The sequence below is a fragment of the Paenibacillus sp. KS1 genome, from assembly GCF_001680695.1.
In the GTDB taxonomy this organism is placed as follows: Bacteria; Bacillota; Bacilli; order Paenibacillales; family Paenibacillaceae; genus Paenibacillus_B; species Paenibacillus_B suaedae.
Genome location: NZ_MAIS01000064.1, coordinates 1 through 20,441, shown reverse-complemented (window position 1 = coordinate 20,441; position 20,441 = coordinate 1). Strand labels below are relative to the sequence as shown.

Genomic DNA, 20,441 nt, shown 5'->3' with positions numbered 1-20,441 from the left:
TTTTATTATACGCAAATTGTAGCATACATATTCTTACTGTTCAATGGTTCGATAACAAGAAAGAAGGACACATCACGTTACGTTATACACCAAGAAGCTCGAGGATATCCTGTTCGGTCAGTGCGGCTGCACCCGTATTTTCTGCATCGATGACCTCGCCGATAAGATCCCGCTTGCGCTGCTGCAGTGCCATTATTTTCTCCTCAATAGTGCCCTCTGCTACAAGCCGAATCACTTGCACCACCTGCTTCTGTCCCATACGGTGAGCTCGTCCAACTGCTTGCTCCTCTACCGCCGGATTCCACCACAAATCATACAAGATGACCGTATCCGCACCTGTCAGGTTCAAACCGGATCCCCCCGCCTTCAAGGAAATCAAGAACAGCTCCCCTTCTCCCTCATTATAGCGCTGGCATAACTCCACTCGCTCATGAGCAGGAGTCTGTCCATCGAGATAGAAGAGTGTTCTTCCCGCGGCTTCCAGCTCCCGCTTCAAGATCTGCAGCATGCTTGCATATTGGGAAAAAATAAGCAGGCGACGACCTGAAGCCGTAAACTCCTCTACTAATTCCAACAAATGCTGCATCTTGCCTGACGTACCCTTATATCCCTCAATGAAAAGCCCAGGGTGACAGCAAAGCTGTCTTAACCGCGTAATGCCAGCCAATATTTTCATCCGGCTCTTCTGGAATCCGGCTGACTTCAAGTCATGTTCGGTTTCTTGCTGCAAATTGGTCAAATAAGCCGCATACAACTTCTTCTGTTCGGTCACAAGCTCAGGATACTGAACGGTCTCAATCTTCTCCGGCAGCTCGGACAATACCTCCTGCTTCAAGCGGCGCAAAATAAAAGGCCGGACGATGCGCGCAATCTGCTGTGCAGGGAGATCCCGGAATGACTTCCGGTTCGGGAAGAGTCCGGGAAAGACGACGTTGAATATCGACCACAGCTCATCGAGCGAATTTTCAATTGGGGTGCCTGTAAGAGCAAATCGATGTGCCGCCTTGATTTCGGCGACTGCTTGCGCAGTCTGTGATGCCGCGTTCTTGATCGCTTGCGCTTCATCAAGAAAGAGTGCGTGAAACAGCTGATCCGAATAAGCCTCACTATCTCTTCGAAGGAGTGGATAAGAGGTTACGACTACATCAGCCTCGCTCATATTTGACCAGATCGCGCTGCGCTCCTCCTTCTGTCCTGCAACAAGCAAGACACGTAGTTGAGGTGTAAAACGAGCCAATTCATGAGCCCAGTTATAAATCAATGAGGAAGGAGCTACGACCATAATCGGAAGCTTCTTCTCTTGAGCTTGCTGCTGTTCCGACAATATATAGGCGATGCTTTGCAACGTTTTCCCGAGCCCCATATCATCAGCTAAAATACCTCCAAAGCGATAAGAGGACAGCATCTTAAGCCATTGGAAGCCAAGCACCTGATAATCTCGCAACTGGGCTTGAATCCCTGTCGGCAGTTCATAATCAAGCTGTTCCAAATCATTAAACTGGTTCAAAAATTGACGCAGCGCCCTGCCAAAGCGCGTACTCTTGGATGCATCCTTATAGTCCGCAATACGAAGCGCACGAACAGCCGGCAGCTGGGCCACCCCTCCACGAAAATCAGTCACCCCGAGCCCCAGCCGATCGACGATATCGCTGAACCCCCCGTATCCTTCCTCCTCCAGCGACAAGAAAGAGCCGTCCCGAAGGCGGTAATACTTTTTCTTTTCAACAATACTTTGCATAATGTGCAGCAGCTCATGCTCCTCAACATCATCCATATCGAAGGATATTTCAAGCCAATTCATATCTCCTGCCAAGTCTGCGCGCACCTTAGGCTGCTGCTTGCGATCACGCACAATCGACTTTAGCGACTGTGACCAATAGATCTCTACTTGCTCTTCAAGCTGCGGCAACAAATGATAGAGCACATCGTACATGTCCTCTTCGATTTCGCATTTCCATACGTGCCTATCACGATGCATGACCGAATCATTCATGAAATTCAAGAAGCCTTGCTCTCGAACGGTATCGCGGATCAGAATGCGACCTTCCTCATCTACGGAAGCTGGCTCCCGTTGTTCTAAAGGATGAAGCTGAACATCGCCGTATTGGAACACAGGGCGCGCAGTTAAGTGCCCATCTGCATAATCCATATATAACTGAATGAACAGTTCCGCCTCCTGAATTCGTTCACGAATCTGCGTATCGAGCTTTACCTGACCAAGTTCACGCAGTGCTGGAATAACATGCTGCACGAAGTTGTTCAATTGTGCACCCGATATGTCCAGCTTTCCTTTGTGGTCACTGGAAACAACAAGGCGGCGGAGCTCCGAAAGCTTCTGCATCTCCTGCGGCTCCATGGAATGCAAGCTGCCGCCGATAACCACACAATTGTAAGCGGGCAAAAGTCTGGCGTCCGATACCTTTCCTACCTGCAATTGATATTTGTTGTTTCCCTGATCCGTCAGCTGGAATTTCAACGAGGGCTTGTCCTGCCTGAGTTCCAAAGCAGGTTTTGATCCTCCTCCAGCCTCCAGCCTTGCATCAACGGAGGCAAGATGCGGCAGCAGCTCGCTCCATACTCGAGGCTCAATGAACAGCGCTCTCTGATTTACACCTGCTCCATATTGCGATAGTCCCGCATAATATTCTCGATAGGCATCAGCGGTTCGCTTCATCTGGATGAGCAAATCAAGCACAGCCTGATCCTTCCCTCCGATCTCGTGCTTGAGCGGATCATAGGAGAACAGAGACGTGAACATATACACTTTGCCCATTGCTATACTTTCGAGGAAGGACTCCATCTTCTGAACGACATATAACCGCTTGACTCCAGCTCTCATTTCTATGGTGATTCGAGGCATATGGTGCCCTTCTATCCGTAATGTATATTCGAAATTCAGACTCTCCCTGACCAGACCAGAATCCGTATGAAACTCGGCATGGCTAAGACTATGCCTGCGATACTCGTCGATAAGCTGTTCAGCATGTCGATACTTTATTGCTTCTTTCTCAGCTACGGTCAGCATTGGGCTAGGACCAGTCAGCGGACGACTCATGTCGTACTTGTTCGCTTGCATCGGGTCACGTCCAGCTAAGAAATCTTCCATGGAGCGTATTTGTGCACCCCACCCCATTACAGGTTGATCATCGTCCAAATGATAGATAGCAATCAGAACCGCTGCAATATGCTTGCAGTCATGCTCATAGGAATAATAGGCGGGGCATTCGCAAAATGCTTCGATCTCGCCATCATCTATATAATCGATTTCGACTCTGTAGCTCTTGCTCCCCTTAACGGTTGCCGTATAGCCAGTACCATCTGCAGAACGCTTTAACCGAGTCACCTTGCCCGTTCGGTAGTAATCTTCGCCCCGTTTATAGGATGTAGCCCCGCATAAGGATTTTACATCTTTCAACGTAAATAAAGGCATTGCAGTCCTCCCACACCTGTCGACTTTTATGTTGCCTCACTACCACTTGCATTTAACACGCTCGAATTTATTATCTTCTTACGCATCAATAATAGCTCTCACACCGATGGACTCAAGCCACTTAAGCACTTGCCGCCGATTATTTGCGTCGACATGGGCATAGTACCGCTCGAGCTCCGTTTCATCTTCCGCCAGCACATCCTAGAACTTGCGAAATACCTTCTTACGGCCGTCTAATGCGTGCTCAAGCTTCGTTCTTAGCTTCTCATTCTCCACCGTCATGGTGAACTCACACATCAGCGCATAGCCATCACTGGAATAGGATCGTGGAATACGATAATAGATATCGCCGAAATCTTCCTCTATCATCTCATAAAGCTCTTCTTCTTCCTCTGTTCGCTCATATGCATTTGTAGACAGCATGATGACTTCACCCGTCTGTACATTCAAATAATGCTCCATTTCTTCAATATAAAGGTCGTAAGTATCTATAATTTCATTCAGCTGCTGTTCCGTTATTTTCATCTCAATCACTGGGATCGGCCCCGATTCTTCAATTGATATTATATTTAACTGCTTGCGCTCCATTTCAAGTTCTGCTTCATGTTCTTCCCATGTAATTCCGAACGGAAAGCCGCCTTCTGTATAACCTGCGATAAAGTAGAATGTTTCATCCTGATCCGGCAGTTCCGGAAGATCATCACCGTCTCGTGTCTGCTTGCATCTGCGTGGCTGTCTTTCCATGAATATCGCAGCCTCCTGAAGGTGTGTATTCTATTTTCTAGTGTAGTTGGTTTTGCAAAAGTCTATAAGACTACCAGGGAATCATATACAATTAGCCCGCCAAAGCCTTTGGGTGCTGTTGCCTGCGTTTATACCGCTGGCAAATGTTTTTGCGTTCTTCTATGTCGCATTCGGGCGAATCGGCATTGAAATGCTGCTGCTCTTTGTTCCTATTGTAAATGTAAATACATCTATTTATTTTATTTGAGGCTGAGCGACTCTGTCGAGTATTAGCATACAGCCTGTAAACCTATTGAAGTATCCCGCTAACTTTTGGTTGTACTAGCTATTATAGGTATGAGCTGATCTGACTTGCAGGAACGACGAGAAGAAGGGTCTAAAATTCCGATATAACGCACAACCCCCTCTTCCAAAGGACAAGGGGGTTGCTGCATACTTCTATCTTTACTCGTTCGTACCTAGAGCCTCGTTCAGCAGTCGGATCAGTTCATTTTCATCAGTAATGACAGGGATTCCGAGCTGCTCGGCCTTGGCGAGCTTACTGCCTGCCTTCTCCCCTGCGATAACCAGATCGGTCTTCTTCGATACGCTGCCCGTTACTTTCGCACCGCATGCTTCCAGCTTAGCAGTCGCTTCATCACGCGTCAGCAATTGCAGGGAGCCTGTTAATACGACTGTTTTGCCATAGAATATCGAATCTGTATTTACCTCAGCCGGCTTCTCGGCCGATTGCGGCTTCACACCGAGCTCCAACATGCGGTCGATGCTCGCGCGGTTAATTGGATCTGCAAAATACGTTACGATACTGTCTGCTACAATCGCCCCGACATCCTGAATCGCCACAAGTTCCTCTTCAGAAGCCTGCATGATGTTCTCCAGCGTGCCGAAATGCTCAGCTAATGCCTTTGTCGTTGTTTTGCCCGTATTCGGAATTCCGAGCGCGAACAAGAAGGCCGGCAAATCACGTGTTTTACTCTTCTCAAGTGCTGCTAGCAAGTTGCTCGCCTTTTTCTCCCCGAATCGATTCAAGCCAACCAATTGATCAAGTGTAAGTGCAAACAGGTCGGAAGGCTCATGTACATTCAGTTCATCGTGCAACTGCTCGGCAGTCATCACGCTGAATGTTTCGATGTCCATCGCATCTCGCGAAGCAAAGTGCGCAAGACGGGCAACGATTTGCGGCTTGCAGTTCAGCTTGTTATTGCAGAACAAGTGAGCACCCCGCATCTCAAGCGTGTAACCGCAAGACGGGCATTCCGTCGGATAAACGATTTCTTCGCCGCCTTCCTCATCAGGAACACGTCCAAGAATCTCTGGAATGACGTCGTTCGATCGACGAATAAAAACGCGTGCGCCAAGCGCATGCTTCAAGTTTTTCCGTTCGATATCACCAATGTTGTTCAGCGTACAGTTCTGTACCGTTACACCAGCCAGCTCAACAGCTTCAACTCGAGCTACTGGTGTAATCTTGCCGGTACGTCCGACTTCCCAGCTTACCGATTCCAGCACCGTTGTCGTTTCTTCAGCCTCGAACTTGAAGGCTACTGCCCAACGCGGGAACTTATCCGTGTATCCGAGTACCTCGCGGGTACGCATATCGGTCAACTTAACGACAGCTCCATCAATCAAATAATCAAGAGATGGGCGTTGTTCCTGAATCTGATGGAGTTCCGCACGCACCTGCTCAATCGTATCGAAGTACGTGACATACGGGTTCACCTTAAATTGATTATCCTTCAAGAATTGCATCATTTCCTGATGGTTGTCGAAGGCAACCCCATCGGCATAGCCCACGTTATAGAAGAAGGCACTCAGCTTCCGCAGTGCTGTCACCTGAGGATTCAAGTTGCGAAGCGCTCCAGCTGCTGCGTTTCGAGCATTTTTAAGGGGGTCTGCAGCTGTTTCATTGTAAGCCTCAAGTACGGACAGGTTCATAATGCCTTCACCTTGAACTTCGATTGTCCCTTCTTTGAAAGGAATAGACAGAGGCACGGAACGGATCGTCTTCACCTGTGGCAATATCCCCTCGCCAATGACACCATTTCCACGTGTGGAGGCCTGAACCAGCAGTCCATCCGTGTAAGTCAAATTAAGCGTCAAGCCATCAAACTTCAGCTCCACGACATAAGATGGATCCGGCAGCGGCTCCTCGTTCGGATGCTTCGTGTTATAATCCTGGATCAGCTTCAGCACGCGCTGGTTCCAAGCGAACAAATCCTCTTCATCCTGCGCTTTGTCTAGGCTCCATAGGCGGGATAGATGGCGATGCGGCTCAAATCCTTTGAGCAGATCTCCCCCAACCCGCTGGGTAGGAGAATCGGGTAATACGATACCCGTCTCCTTCTCTAGCGATACCAGTTCATCATAAAGCTTATCGTATTCTTTGTCCGAAACGACAGGATTGTCCAGCGTATAATAATGGTGATTGTATCGATGTAATTCCGCCACGAGTTGTTCCATGCGGGTTTGCGCATTCGCATTTGTCAAAGAGGTGGCTCCTTCCTCATTTCAAATCATCTATTGAGTAGTGGTAGTCTACTTATACTTTGTTAATCGGGGCAAAAGCAGCCAATAACCGCTTCACACCCACTGGTGCAGGGAAGGCAATTTGCAGCTCCGTATCCGTGCCCTCACCCTTAACCGACACGATCACGCCTACGCCCCACTTGGCATGGGATACTTTGTCCCCTGGCAGATAGTCTCCGGGTTGGGCTCCCGCTTGCTTCACTTTTTCCGCTGCTGATGTTACGGTCACACTTGATCCGCTACTTGCGCCTGCTCCCGCTCCACCTGAAGCACGCCATCCTGTTTGAGCGCTGCTTCCAATGCCTTTCGTACCTGGTGCTTGTGCTCCACCACCGCCTGAATAACCTAACCCACGCCCTCCGTACGAAGCAGAAGCAGCATTGCGGCCGTAACGGTCTACCCTTCCATAGCGTGTGCCCTCTGGCGTCGCGTCTTCCTTCACTTCATCCGGTATCTCCTGCAGGAAACGTGAAGGAGGATTGGCATTTGTTCGACCAAACAAAGTACGTGTGCGTGCGCAGGTAAGGAATAATTGCTTCTCAGCACGAGTAATCCCTACGTAAGCAAGTCGACGTTCTTCTTCCAGTTCCTCATTGTCGCTGAATGCACGGCTGTGAGGGAATACCCCTTCCTCCATACCTATGATGAAGACGACTGGGAATTCCAACCCTTTTGCACTGTGCATCGTCATTAGGATAACGGCATCTTCCTGCTCGTTGCCCTCCTCGTCGTTCATGGAATCAATATCTGCGATCAGCGCAAGATCCGTCAGGAACGAAATCAAGGACTTGTCCTCATTGCGTTGCTCGAATTCCTGAGTAACAGACAAGAACTCGTCGATGTTCTCGAGACGTGCCTTCGATTCCAGCGTGTTCTCGCGCTGCAGCTCCAGCTTGTACTCGGATAGTTCGAGCATTTTCTCCGTCAATTCCGTTACGGACAAATACTCTACCATATGATTCAAATTGTCGATAATCGCACGAAATTCGCGCAGCGCGCCTTTGGTTTTCGGCGAAATATCTAGGGCATCCATGTCAGCGATAACCTTCATCATCGATGTACCACGAGTAGCCGCTGCTTCAGCCAGCTTGTTCATTGTTGTAGCTCCGATGCCTCTTTTTGGCACATTCACAACGCGCTCTAAGCTGATATCATCATCCATATTCGATATGAGACGCAGATAGGCAAGCAAGTCCTTAATCTCTTTGCGATCATAGAACTTAACGCCGCCCACGATCTGGTATGGAATATCCGACTTGATCAGAATCTCCTCGATGACACGGGATTGCGCATTCGTCCGGTACAATATCGCATGGTCGGCGTAATGCTTGTTCGCCATATGGTTCTGTTTAATCTCCGAAGTAACGAAGTAACCCTCATCATGCTCTGTATCTGCTTGATAGAGCTTAATCTTCTCGCCTTCACCCGATTCCGTCCACAGCTTCTTCGGCTTGCGGCCAGTGTTGAGCTTAATGACTCCATTCGCGGCATTCAGAATATTGGAGGTCGAGCGATAGTTCTGCTCCAACATAATCGTCGTAGCCTTCGGGTAGTCACCCTCGAAGTTCAGAATGTTCGTAATGTCGGCGCCGCGCCAGCGATAGATCGACTGATCGCTATCCCCGACGACGCAAATGTTTTGATGCTGATCAGCCAGCATCCGGCACAGCATATATTGCGCACGGTTCGTATCTTGATACTCGTCGACGTGAATGTATTTGAATTTTTTCTGATAGAAATCCAATACTTCAGGGACGTCCTTGAACAATTGAATCGTCGACATGATGAGATCATCGAAATCAAGCGAGTTGTTGCTCTTCAGACGTTTCTGATACATCGTATATACCTTGGCTACAATTCCATCAAAGTGGTCGCCAATCTTCTGTTCGAAGCGGCTTGGCGTCAGCAATTCGTTCTTCGCTGTACTAATTGCAGCTTGTACTGCGCGTGGATCGAATTTTTTCGTATCTAAGTTCAATTCCTTCATGCATCCGCGAATAACGGACAACTGGTCCCCCGAGTCGAGAATCGTGAAGTTCGAGGTAAATCCGATACGTTCAATATCCTTGCGAAGGATACGCACACACATAGAGTGGAACGTAGATACCCAAATATCTCTTCCATCTGGGCCAACCAGCTTGGATACCCGCTCCTGCATCTCTCGTGCAGCCTTGTTCGTAAACGTTATGGCTAGAATGCTCCATGGCGGTGCCTTCCTCGTAGCGATTAGATACGCAATGCGATGAGTTAATACGCGCGTCTTGCCTGATCCCGCTCCCGCCATAATGAGCAATGGCCCTTCAGTGGTTTCAACAGCGCGTCGTTGTTCAGGATTCAAACGCTTAATAGCGTCTTGAATGTCGATGGATGCCCCAAACCCTCCGTATGCGTTCGAGTTTGAGTTAAAGTTATAATTAGAGTTCGCATTGGAATCCGGTCGTAAAAAGTCAAACATAATGTGCGATGTCTCCTTTCTGCAGTTATGTGAGATGTATTTATTTAGGTCGATAATTTGGTAAGAAAAACTCCCGGCAGTGCAGCCATGTAAACACACCAGACTATTTATACCTAAGAGTGTCTGTTTTAAATGATCATTAGAAAAGCTATATCGTTAGCTTAGTTTCCTTTACTGCATCTACAGTCGCGAGGGCAGCTTCCAAGTCGTCATAGACAACATTGCCAACAACTACTGTATTAGCTGAAGCAGCCGCATCTTGGGCTTGTTCTACTGTACGAATTCCGCCGCCATAGAACAACTGGGCTTGCGTCAGAGAGCGTTTCACCTTCTTAACCAGCTCCATGTCACCAAACATGCCGCTGTACTCCACATACACGACAGGTAGTCGCATCAACTTGTCCCCTGCCTGCGCATATGCAGCCGCTTCTGCTGGAGACAGTTGCGTATCTGCGCCTGTAATCTTAGCTACTGTCGCATCTGGATTTAAAATAATATACCCTTCTGGGATTAACAAATCCCACGGGATCATATAACCATATTGTTGAATCGCTTCACGATGCTGACCAACGAGCCAATTGGCGTTGTTCGTGTTCAATACCATAGGAATCATATAGGCATCAAAGCCAGGCACGACCGCATCCAATTCGGACACTTCGAGGACAACCGGCAGCTCATATCGCCGTATGCGGGACATAAGGTCTACCGTGTTCTCAAAAGTGACTCCGCTCGATCCCCCGACCATTATGGCATCAGTTCCAGATAAACATACACGATCCAGCGCCTCATCGCCAATTTCTTTGTCCGGGTCAAGCTTGAATACGTGCCGCCAGTCATCTATCGGTTGTAAAGGCGTCTTCACGTTGCGTTTCCTCCAGGTCTGCCGCTCATGGATGTAAGTGGTGCGATGAGCGACCTTAATAATAATGTTCTATATTGTAGTGTACCAGAAATAAGCCTAGGGGTGGAGGGAAATGGGTGCCATATATGAGGCTGAGAAATAAATGTTGAATAGAATGTATGTTCCTATTGTAATAAATAATGGGAGATATGTCACGGGTGAAATGATCGGGGCACTTAAAATGATATAATAAGTCCATATTTACAAAAAAAGCATCTCTCCATGTTATACGTGAAGAGATGCTTTTAAATTCTGATATTATTCAAAAAAATGTTTAATCAGATCTATTACCTGATCCATTTCGCTTTCCGTTAATGCATGATATAAAGGCAATCTCATTAATCTCTCGGATTCTTTAGTTGTGAACCTATCTTCACCGTAAAATACACCATGGATTTGTCCTGCCTTTGCAGAATGAAGAGGGACATAATGAAATACGGAAATAACCCCCTCTTGCTTCATAAATTGAATCAATCTTGACCTTGTATCAAGATCTTTCACTTTAATATAAAACATGTGGGCATTATGCTCACACTGCTCAGGAACAAATGGAAGCTGGATATAACCTTTCTTTGCGAGATCAGATAAATGCTTATAGTAATATTCATACTTTTTCAATCTTTGCTCATTAATGAACTCTGCATTTTCTAGCTGGGCAAATAAAAAAGCTGCGTTAAGCTCACTTGGAAGGTAAGAGGAACCCTGATTAACCCAAGTATATTTATCTACTTGACCTCTAAAAAAACGAGATCTATCGGTTCCTTTTTCTCGAATGATCTCAGCTTTTTCTATAAACTGTGGATCATTAATTACTAAAGCGCCGCCTTCTCCACAATTATAGTTTTTTGTTTCGTGAAAACTGTAACATCCTAAATGACCTATTGTCCCCAGATATCGACCATTATACTTGCTCATAACCCCTTGAGCTGCGTCCTCAATAACATATAAGTTATGCTTACTTGCAATACTCATTATCTCATTCATATTGCAAGCTACACCTGCGTAATGAACCGGTACAATAGCCCTTGTTTTCTTTGTTATCGCTTCTTCTATTAATATCGGATTCATGTTCATAGTCTTTGGATCCACATCAATAAATACAACTTTTGCCCCCCGTAATACAAATGCATTCGCAGTCGATACAAATGTATACGAAGGCATGATTACTTCATCACCCGGTTGTATGTCAATCAAGATAGCTGCCATTTCTAATGCGTGGGTACATGATGTCGTTAAGAGAGCCTTTTCAGCGTCAAAATGTTGTTCAAACCATTCATTGCATTTATGGGTAAAACTACCATCCCCGCATAATTTCCCTTGTTTTATCGCTTCTGATATGTACTGCTCTTCCATACCAGTAACAGTTGGTTTATTAAATGGTATCATAAGTTCTCCTTAGGAATCTTATAGAGATCTACTTGTAATAATAACTCCAATGACAATAAAGGAAAGTCCGATAATTTTATTAATTGTCACTGGCTCTTGAAAAAGATAGATTGATAATGCAAACACAAGAACATATGACAAACTCATGAATGGATAGGCAAAACTCAAATCAAACTTGGTCATTGCCGCCATCCAAAAGAATGATGCTATAAATGCGGAGAAAAAACCTGAGAAAATCAAAGGATCGAGCAACAACTTAATAAGAAAGAGAATCTTTTCAAAAAATTCAGTTGGAAGTGCACCGAATTTATTAATTCTCCATTTTAGAATAATTTGACCATAGACCGTAAATAAAATAGTACCTGCTATATATAAGTAGCCCATAACCCTATTCCTTACTTTGCAATTTTATTGTAATTTCTTTCGAGAAGTTCTCAAATAAATTGTACCCATCCCAAACATTGTCAAAATTCAATGATTGTCCTATGGAAACGATTCTATCTATGCCGCGTCCTCTAACTACCTGTACCAGTTTTCTCAATTCTTCTTCAGAAAAACCGAATACGGATAGAGTCTGATCCTTAATATCAACAAAATCGACCATTTCTAAAATATTTTCCACATGTGACTCTAAGAAAAAGCCACCGCCACAATGTATCTCTCTAAAAGGAAGATCAAGACTCTTTAGATCCGCTCGATATGTCCCCTGAGTACTATTAGTTGATAGTCTGTTAAAAAAACCTTTAGCTGAGTAGTGATAACCTGTAACTAATTTGGTCATCCCTACACTCGGATTAAGCTTTTCCTGTTTTTTAGAAACGATTTGCTCTACAGCGCCCCAAAATAGTGCCTTAGCACGTTCTATCTCTATTTCTACACCTGACCAAATAATTAATCGCGGAGAGGAGCATGCCATCTGATCAAACCAATAAGCATCGTTATAGAAATTTTGAGCTATTTGATTAACTTCTGTGTTCGAAAGTTCTAATAAGGCTCTTGCATCAATTGCAGATAGCGAATATTTGTCGGCAAAGACCATTTCTGTAGCATTTGCTTTTAATGGGACAGATCTTATTCTTTTAATTGTTTCATCCCCGCCCCATATGACTCGCATATTACAATTTTCGGAAAGAAACCTTGTAATGTCTTCATTATGAGGATATGTAATAATGGCAGTTCTATCTTGAATTACTTTAAACTTTTCTTCACTTAACAAGTCTGATAACAGGTCGATAAGTATGTTAATTTGCTCTCCTCTTTGCTGAGAAACACGAACAATATTGGAGTTACCCACTAGTAATGATATAAACCATGAATATATGAATATAGAGTCTACATTAGATGGAGCAAAATGTAACACACACCCCCGTGGTACTAAGAGTCTTCCTCTTCGCATTTCGAGATATTGTTCCTCTAAATTCTTTAAATGACTCTTCCTCATCCAAAAAGCCAGTGCTATTAATTCTGGATATCTCCTGTACCGATTATTTGACAAGATCCTTCGAGAAAGCTCGGAGATGAATTCCAAAATCACAGATTCGAAAGGCTCTAGGGGTTGCATCTTCACTAAATTGCTAATTCTGTTTTCAATAGAATCGTTTTCTTCGACAGGCGCTAATATAAGCACCTTACTCTCCTCTGTTATACGCATGTGTATCACTGCACCCCCTTAGTTCGGCAGAAGGCAATCTCCCATGAATATGAAAATACTTCCCTTTTCTCCCGCATTTACAATTATCTTCGCCGTAAACCGTCCCAAGATCCTCAGTTAACAAGCTATGTCCAGGATAGCTTTTAGGCAACACACTGATGACTTGTACGATTCCCTGCAGTCCTTGTTCTAAAACCTCCAGTGTATGTGGATCACGAATGATTACATCAGCAAAATTAGGTGCATGCAAATATCCTTCTTCACATTCCATAAATATTGAACCAACTTGTTCAACCATGCCATAAAAATTAATTACCTTATCTATACCAAATTGTTCGTTCATTTTTTGTTTATACACTTCATTAGTCACGGAAATTTCCTGTAACTTCTTCCATCCACCACTATGAATCAAAATCCCGTTATTCAATTTCAGATGGATATTTTTCTCCCTACACGCTAGATACAGGTATTGCCACACCATGAAAGTAAAACCAAACAATAAAATTGGCTGATCGTTATGTTTTTCAAGGAAATCTTCAAGTTCTTTTAACTTGATCTCCATGTTTTCATCCAATAAATAAAAATGATTCCGCCCAAAATTAATTAACCCCATCAATCCAGCACCGCGTGCACTAAATTGAGTCCTATCCTGTATCACATTTGGAGCATCGACAAGTATCATTGGATAACGTTTTCCGCCTATATAGGAAGTAACTATGTTAACCAAAGCTTTCGTTTGGAGCAATGAGGTCTCTTTATCAATATTGATTTTTGAAACCACCTGAGACGTTGTACCGCTTGAAGTTAACGTTTTTATGACATTAGATTTTTCAACGCTATACAAATCCAATAATTTAAAAAGTCTAACAGGCAAGTAAGGAACTTCTGTTACCTCACAGAAATTCTTTTTTCCATCAGGAAAAGCATCAATTATATTCTTATACTCTTTACAATTTTCATAATGATACCCAGTCAAACGCGTGAGTTCATCCTTTAAGAAACTTGCTTTTTCTAAGCTGGCCATACTGTACGGTTCGATCTTAAACAGTTGTTCCAAATCCAAACGTCACACCACACTTTCCAAAAGCGCTTTATAATTCACCTTACCATTTTCTAGTCTAGGTGCATCTGCAATATGTATTACCTTGAAAGAAGTGGGATGAAGATTGAATTTCTCTATAATGACTTTAGAAATAGGCTGGCATAACTCTTCATTTTCCACAAAGATATACATTTTACTATCAGTACCAACAGCATAGCATACTTGCTTAAACTGTCTTTCAAGTATTTTCTCAATATCATCTAAATTGATTCGCAGTCCAAACAATTTTATAAATCTTTTTTTACGGCCTATTATATAAAAGTAACCATCCTCGTCTATTTCCGCAATATCCCCGGTAAATAGTTTGCCTTTGAGCTCATCTCCTTTATTCAAGTCTTCTCTACATTCAGCATAACCGAGCATGACATTAGGACCTTCATAAATCAATTGTTGCTCATGATCTAATGATAATGAACCATTTGGTATAGAAATTCCTATCGATCCAATTTTCGAAGAAATTTGGTGAGGTGGAATGAAACTCATACGAGCGGTTGCCTCAGTTTGTCCATACATCACATAAAATTTATATTTTTTTTCTGTTGCTAGATCAGCAAAATGCTTTTGGAGAGCCAGATCTAGCCTTCCACCTGCTTGCGTCATTTTTTTTATTGAAGGTACGTCCATACGTTCAAAACCTAATCTCTTGAGCATTTGATAAATATACGGAACTCCTGCGATAGAAGTGGCTTCGTTATGATTTAAAAATCCCCAAAACTCTTTTGAAACAATACTTTCATCGGTTAGTAGTATCGTTGCCCCGCAGTGCAAATGACTATTAATAACAGAGAGGCCATAAGAATACTGCATAGGTAATGTTGTTATAGGTTTTTCAGTATGGCTTAATTCTAGATATTCGGCTATTGAGCTTGCATTCGCTTGAAGGTTTTCATACGAAAGTCTTACCAGTTTAGGGCTTCCCGTAGTTCCAGATGTGGTAAGTAGTAGGGCTAATTCAGTATGAATTGGTGAATTTCTGTCCTTGCTTTCCTTTGTTAAAAATTGATAGTCAGAGTACTCATAGACAAGTACGTATCCATCATAGTTATATATTGACTCTCTAGGGGCACAAATCCAATCCGGTGCATATTGGTCGAGAAGATTATTAAATAATTCAACTTCTATTTGGTTTGCAAGTAAACAAGGAACATGTCCGCTTTGTAAAGCACCTAAGTAACTTACAATTGAACCGACTTGATTTGTGCATAAAATAAATCCTAATGATTTATCCTTAAATAATTGAAGCTGTTCCGAAAATTTTGTTATTTGCTCCTGTAATTGTCCATAAGTATACTCATTACCATCTTTATGATTCACTACGGCTGTTCTATCAGCAGGTATTCTTTGAAAGTTCCAGAAATTCATAACAAATCATTTTCCTTCCTTAATACGTATTGTCCTAACTAAATAACCATTCCTCCATCAACACCAATCACTTGTCCCGTGATATAAGTTGATAGATCCGATGCTAGGAACATAGCTGCATTGGCTATTTCTTTCGGCGTTCCTGCTCTACCCAATGCTATACTAGATATGCGTTTATGGTACATATCTTCTTTAATATTCCTTGACATATCTGTGTCGATAAAGCCAGGTGCAATTGCATTTACACGAACATTATATTTTGCTAACTCTTTTGCTGCAGATTTTGTGGCTCCAATTACCGCAGACTTACTAGAGGAATAAATGACTTGACCCTCGCTACCGTTTGTCCCCATAATAGAACTCAAATTAATAATGCTACCTTGCTTTTGGCTGCTCATCAAACGGCTTGCATACTGCATGTGGGTGATTGACGCATACAAATTAGTCTCCATTGTTTCATGATAAACTTCATAATCAACCATACCTAGCAATCGCTCTTTTAAGATTCCCGCATTATTAACCAATACATCCAATCGGCCTATATTTTTTTTTATGAATTTAAAAGCATCTTTCGTCTTTTCTAAATCCCTTATATCATAGCTCATCTTTATAACGTTATTTGAATATTCATCCAATTCATTTTCAAGATGAACTAATGCCTCTTCATTACGTGACACGAGAACAAGTGTGGCTCCCTGCTGAGCAAATGTGACGGCCATTTCTCTTCCGATTCCTCTTGACGCCCCAGTTACCATTATTATTTTATTATCTAACAACTTCATTTCAAACCCACCTTTACAAAAAGTTCCCCTAAGTAACAATGGCTCATCCCGATAATTCTGTATCGAGATTGAGCCATTTCGTTTTTGGTATTATACGGAGATTTCATACTTTCGTAAGATTTCTTTTGCTTTTGCGAAACTACTCAGGTCAATAACATCCTCTGTATCCATCATAATATCAAACTGGTCATCAATTTCAGCAATTAGAGCCATGTGAGAAATTGAATCCCATTCGATAATACTATTGTATTCTAAGTCATCGACAATACGTTCGATAGAAATATTCAAAGTCTCTGAAAAAATTGTTTTTAGTTTTTGTTCCATGGTATTTCTCCTTCAGATGAGTAGTATTTATGGTAACCAAATACAGGATAAGTAATATTGAATCCTAATTTGGTGTATAAGTTCAAGACGTCGACATTGGCTGCAGAAATTACATTTTTCATTTTACTAATATGTTCTTTCTCATGAATAAAATGAATCATGCTACTCCACAAAAATCCTCCAAGACGCAAGGCATCTTGAGATAATCCTGAGATAGGCATCTCTATGTAATCATCTTTAATATTGTACGTAAAAAATCCGCCGACCCTATCTTTAATATGGAAAATATACATATTGCTTGCAGTTAATAGATCTTTTATCCAATATTCATATCTAAGTTGCGCTAATCCTAATGGAACAAAAGGGTCCTCATGAAATCTGCCATGACGGAAAGAATCACCTGCTATAGTTTGAATATCTGAAAGATGCTCATTTTGTGCTTGCGAGAATGTCAGCTTTAGTGGGCTTTTGGGAACCTTTGATATATTATTGTGAACTGCTGTTAACGTACACTCTGTAAGCTGAAATCCTCTCTCAATAGCATGTTTCTTTAACAATCTATCATTAGCATCATGCCTAAAAAAAGATAACTTAATATTATGTTCTTGATTATATTGATCTACTACAGTAAATAATTCATCTAATTTGTTTGTGTACTGTATATCCAACAACTCGGATGTATTTATGCCAAAAGCACGTTTATCCCACGGTGTCAGTCTCCACATTAACCTATTATTACTATCAATATCGACCCACATGAGTGACCTCTTTCTTAGTTTCCGTTTCAAGGTATGAAGATTCTCTTATTATAAACTGCTTTTGTTGTGAAGTTTGCCCAATAATTCGAATCAGGTATTCACCTGTAATTCCAAACGATATCATTATTATACCAGAAAAAAAACTGATAAGGGATACTATCGAAGCCCAGCCTGCAATATTCACAAAAGAGAATATTTTACCAAGGAAAGCGTAAGTCGCAATACATAAACCTATCAACGCAAATAAAAATCCGCTTGAACTAATAAATTTCAAAGGAATTGTAGAATAATTCACCAGCAAGTCCATGGCTAAATTAATACTCTTTCTAATAGAATAATTTGATTTCCCGAACTCTCTTTCATCATGCCGAACCTCCGCGTTGGCAATATTAAGTGTATTACTTAATATTAATGCATCTATCATTGGATTCGGCCCTTTATATTGTACTAATTGTTCAACAATTCGTTTTGAAATAATTCGAAAACTTGACATCTTCAAGCCAACTGGTTTTCTGAAAATTTTTTCAAAACTTTTTCCTATCAGATAACTGCCAAAATTTCTATACGCTGCATGTTTCTTTTCGAACGGTTTACCGATGACTACGTCAAATCCTTCTTGTATTTTCGAAAGAAGATTTGGAATTTCTTCAGGCGGATTCTGTAAGTCATCATCCATAGTTACAATATAGTCGCCTTGAGCGTAATTCAAACCACACATAATAGCGTTATGTTGGCCAAAATTACGCATATGCCTTATGATATGAATTCTGTGATCAAGAAATCGTAATTGCTTCATAATTTCATAACTGCTATCTTGACTATTATCGTCTATTAGAATAATCTCATAATCATTGTATCGGGTTAGGACATTAGTTAGTCTGTCATACAACTGATTTAGCGATTCTTCACTATTATATACGGGTATAACTACTGAAATAAACACTCGTTTCATCCTTTTCGATGTTCGCCCTTTTATTTACTTATGTTTCTCTAAAAACCATCTTACCGTCTTTTCTATCCCTGATTCAAAATTTTCATTAGCCTTCCAATTGAGTTCGTTTTCTAATTTAGATGCATCGATAGCATATCTTAAATCATGCCCTGGTCTATCTTGTACATTTGTTATGAGCTCTTTAAAACTACTGATTTTATTTTGCTTATATTCAAATGCAATCTCGTCGAGTATTTCACATATTTTATTGACAATATAATTATTAGTACGTTCATTTCTTCCGCCAATGTTATATGTTTCTCCACTCTTACCACTATGATAAACCAGGTCAATTCCCGAACAATGATCCTCTACATATAACCAATCTCGCACATTGTCCCCACTTCCGTATATTGGTATTGGCGTGAGAGACAACGCGTTCTTGATTATTTTCGGAATCAATTTCTCCTCATGTTGTCTAGGTCCATAGTTGTTAGAACAGTTTGTTGTCACAGCATTTAAGCCATATGTGTGATAATAGCTTCTAACAATCATATCCGAGCTTGCTTTACTAGCGCTATAAGGTGAATTAGGTGCATAAGGTGTTACTTCAGTAAAGTACCCTTCTGCCCCTAGACTACCATATACCTCATCTGTAGATATATGATGGAATCGACTGTTCTTGAATTCGTCCTTGTATTCGAATGGCCCTTTCATCCATGTTTGTCTAGCTACATCCAACAGAACAAACGTCCCATTTATATTGGTTTCGATAAATTGACCCGGATTAGAAATTGAATTATCGACATGGGATTCAGCAGCAAAATGAATTACACCTTCAACTTGATATTGTTTAAAGATTTGTTCTACTACACCGCGGTTAGTAATATCACCTTCAACAAATATGTAGCGTGGATTGCTTTCGACTTCCGAAAGATTATCTAGATCAGCAGCATATGTTAACTTGTCAATATTTACGACTCGATAATAGTTATACTTACCTAGTAAATAAAGAATGAAATTCGAACCAATAAAACCAGTTCCACCCGTAACCAGGATCGTTTTCAGATTATTTTTCATTTAAGAACTCTCCTTAGGACTATTAATGAACAAGTTCTTTTTGTTCTGCTAATTCTAGTAAATATTTGCCGTAATCACTCTTGCTAAGTTGATTCCCAAGACGAATTAATTGTTCTCTTGATATGTATCCTTTGAGGTATGCGATCTCTTCGATACATGCAACTTTGAAACCTTGTCGTTTTTCGATGGTTTCGATAAAGTGAGATGCCTGCAGCAATGAATCATGTGTTCCAGTATCTAACCAAGCAAAACCTCTACCCAATATTTCAATATTAAGTTTGCCCATCTCTAAATATCGCTTATTTACATCTGTGATTTCAAGTTCTCCACGAGCTGATGGTGTTATTTCTTTTGCAATGCTCACAACATCATTGTCATAAAAATATAGGCCTGTCACTGCAAATTGGGACTGAGGAATCTCTGGTTTTTCTTCAATCGATATTACCTTTTGATTCTCATCGAATGAAGCAACCCCAAATCTTCTTGGATCCTTCACCTTATAACCAAATACAGTAGCCCCTTTATTGCTTTTGACAACCTTGGACAACAAAGTTGAAAAGCCCTGACCGTAGAAAATATTATCTCCCAAAATCAACGCTACAGAATCGGAACCTATAAAATCCTCTCCGATGATAAAAGCTTGGGCTAATCCATCTGGCGATGGCTGAACGGCATAAGTAATATTAATCCCCAAATCTCCACCTGTACCAAGGAGCTGCTCAAATCTGGGCGTATCCTCACTAGTTGAGATAATAAGAATATCTTTAATACCAGCCAACATTAATACAGAAAGTGGGTAATATATCATAGGTTTATCGTAAATAGGCAATAACTGTTTTGAGACCGTTCTGGTTAAAGGGTACAGCCTAGTTCCACTGCCTCCCGCCAAAATAATGCCCTTCATCACTTATTCCTCAATTCTTTAATTAATCTTGATAAAGCCATCCAATTTTGTGGCAATATTATAAGAATAAACAAGTATGTTATAATTATTAAATTTCTTCATCTC

The 20,441-nt window shown here is 42.0% G+C and carries 16 protein-coding genes; all 16 read right to left on the bottom strand.

Annotated elements, in window-relative coordinates; translation table 11 throughout:
* Positions 1–82: 82 nt before the first annotated feature.
* The gene (locus BBG47_RS19435) at positions 83–3,430 is read right to left on the bottom strand and encodes a DEAD/DEAH box helicase (RefSeq protein ID WP_065293082.1); all 3,348 of its coding nucleotides are present in this window, start codon (positions 3,428–3,430) and stop codon (positions 83–85) included.
* Between the two features lie 201 nt (positions 3,431–3,631).
* Positions 3,632–4,174 carry a UPF0158 family protein gene (locus BBG47_RS19430; RefSeq protein ID WP_083189468.1) on the bottom strand — a complete coding sequence of 181 codons (543 nt, stop codon included), beginning with the start codon at positions 4,172–4,174 and terminating at the stop codon, positions 3,632–3,634.
* A 444-nt stretch (positions 4,175–4,618) separates the two neighbouring features.
* The gene (gene ligA, locus BBG47_RS19425) at positions 4,619–6,634 is read right to left on the bottom strand and encodes an NAD-dependent DNA ligase LigA (protein WP_065293094.1); all 2,016 of its coding nucleotides are present in this window, start codon (positions 6,632–6,634) and stop codon (positions 4,619–4,621) included.
* Between the two features lie 79 nt (positions 6,635–6,713).
* The gene (pcrA, locus tag BBG47_RS19420) at positions 6,714–9,155 is read right to left on the bottom strand and encodes a DNA helicase PcrA (RefSeq protein WP_254659873.1); all 2,442 of its coding nucleotides are present in this window, start codon (positions 9,153–9,155) and stop codon (positions 6,714–6,716) included.
* Positions 9,156–9,303: 148 nt separating this feature from the next.
* Positions 9,304–10,017, bottom strand: a complete 714-nt coding sequence (pcrB, locus tag BBG47_RS19415; RefSeq protein ID WP_065293081.1) for a heptaprenylglyceryl phosphate synthase — start codon at positions 10,015–10,017, stop codon at positions 9,304–9,306.
* Positions 10,018–10,314: 297 nt separating this feature from the next.
* Complete coding sequence (rffA, locus tag BBG47_RS19410) at positions 10,315–11,442, bottom strand: dTDP-4-amino-4,6-dideoxygalactose transaminase (RefSeq protein WP_065293080.1); 1,128 nt, start codon at positions 11,440–11,442, stop codon at positions 10,315–10,317.
* 18 nt (positions 11,443–11,460) lie between these two features.
* A complete protein-coding gene (locus tag BBG47_RS19405; protein WP_065293079.1) occupies positions 11,461–11,826 on the bottom strand; it encodes an EamA family transporter in 366 nt (121 codons plus the stop codon).
* A gap of 4 nt (positions 11,827–11,830) precedes the next feature.
* Positions 11,831–13,093, bottom strand: coding sequence for an acyl-CoA reductase (locus tag BBG47_RS19400; protein WP_083189467.1), 1,263 nt, complete (start codon positions 13,091–13,093; stop codon positions 11,831–11,833).
* A complete protein-coding gene (locus tag BBG47_RS19395; protein ID WP_254659872.1) occupies positions 13,071–14,156 on the bottom strand; it encodes a LuxE/PaaK family acyltransferase in 1,086 nt (361 codons plus the stop codon). Before BBG47_RS19395 ends, BBG47_RS19400 begins: the two co-directional genes overlap by 23 nt.
* A gap of 3 nt (positions 14,157–14,159) precedes the next feature.
* The gene (locus BBG47_RS19390; protein ID WP_065293078.1) at positions 14,160–15,557 is read right to left on the bottom strand and encodes an AMP-binding protein; all 1,398 of its coding nucleotides are present in this window, start codon (positions 15,555–15,557) and stop codon (positions 14,160–14,162) included.
* A gap of 38 nt (positions 15,558–15,595) precedes the next feature.
* Positions 15,596–16,339 (bottom strand): SDR family NAD(P)-dependent oxidoreductase, encoded by a 744-nt coding sequence (locus BBG47_RS19385; protein WP_065293077.1) that lies wholly within the window; start codon positions 16,337–16,339, stop codon positions 15,596–15,598.
* Between the two features lie 90 nt (positions 16,340–16,429).
* Complete coding sequence (locus BBG47_RS19380; protein WP_065293076.1) at positions 16,430–16,663, bottom strand: acyl carrier protein; 234 nt, start codon at positions 16,661–16,663, stop codon at positions 16,430–16,432.
* The gene (locus tag BBG47_RS19375; RefSeq protein WP_065293075.1) at positions 16,648–17,421 is read right to left on the bottom strand and encodes a hypothetical protein; all 774 of its coding nucleotides are present in this window, start codon (positions 17,419–17,421) and stop codon (positions 16,648–16,650) included. Before BBG47_RS19375 ends, BBG47_RS19380 begins: the two co-directional genes overlap by 16 nt.
* Entirely contained in the window at positions 17,405–18,364 is a 960-nt protein-coding gene (locus BBG47_RS19370; protein WP_175400587.1) for a glycosyltransferase family 2 protein, read from the bottom strand. Before BBG47_RS19370 ends, BBG47_RS19375 begins: the two co-directional genes overlap by 17 nt.
* A 33-nt stretch (positions 18,365–18,397) precedes the next feature.
* Positions 18,398–19,432 (bottom strand): dTDP-glucose 4,6-dehydratase, encoded by a 1,035-nt coding sequence (gene rfbB / locus BBG47_RS19365; RefSeq protein WP_065293073.1) that lies wholly within the window; start codon positions 19,430–19,432, stop codon positions 18,398–18,400.
* A gap of 22 nt (positions 19,433–19,454) precedes the next feature.
* Positions 19,455–20,336: a glucose-1-phosphate thymidylyltransferase RfbA gene (gene rfbA / locus BBG47_RS19360; protein ID WP_065293072.1), complete on the bottom strand. Its 882-nt coding sequence runs from the start codon at positions 20,334–20,336 to the stop codon at positions 19,455–19,457.
* Between the last annotated feature and the right edge of the window lie 105 nt (positions 20,337–20,441).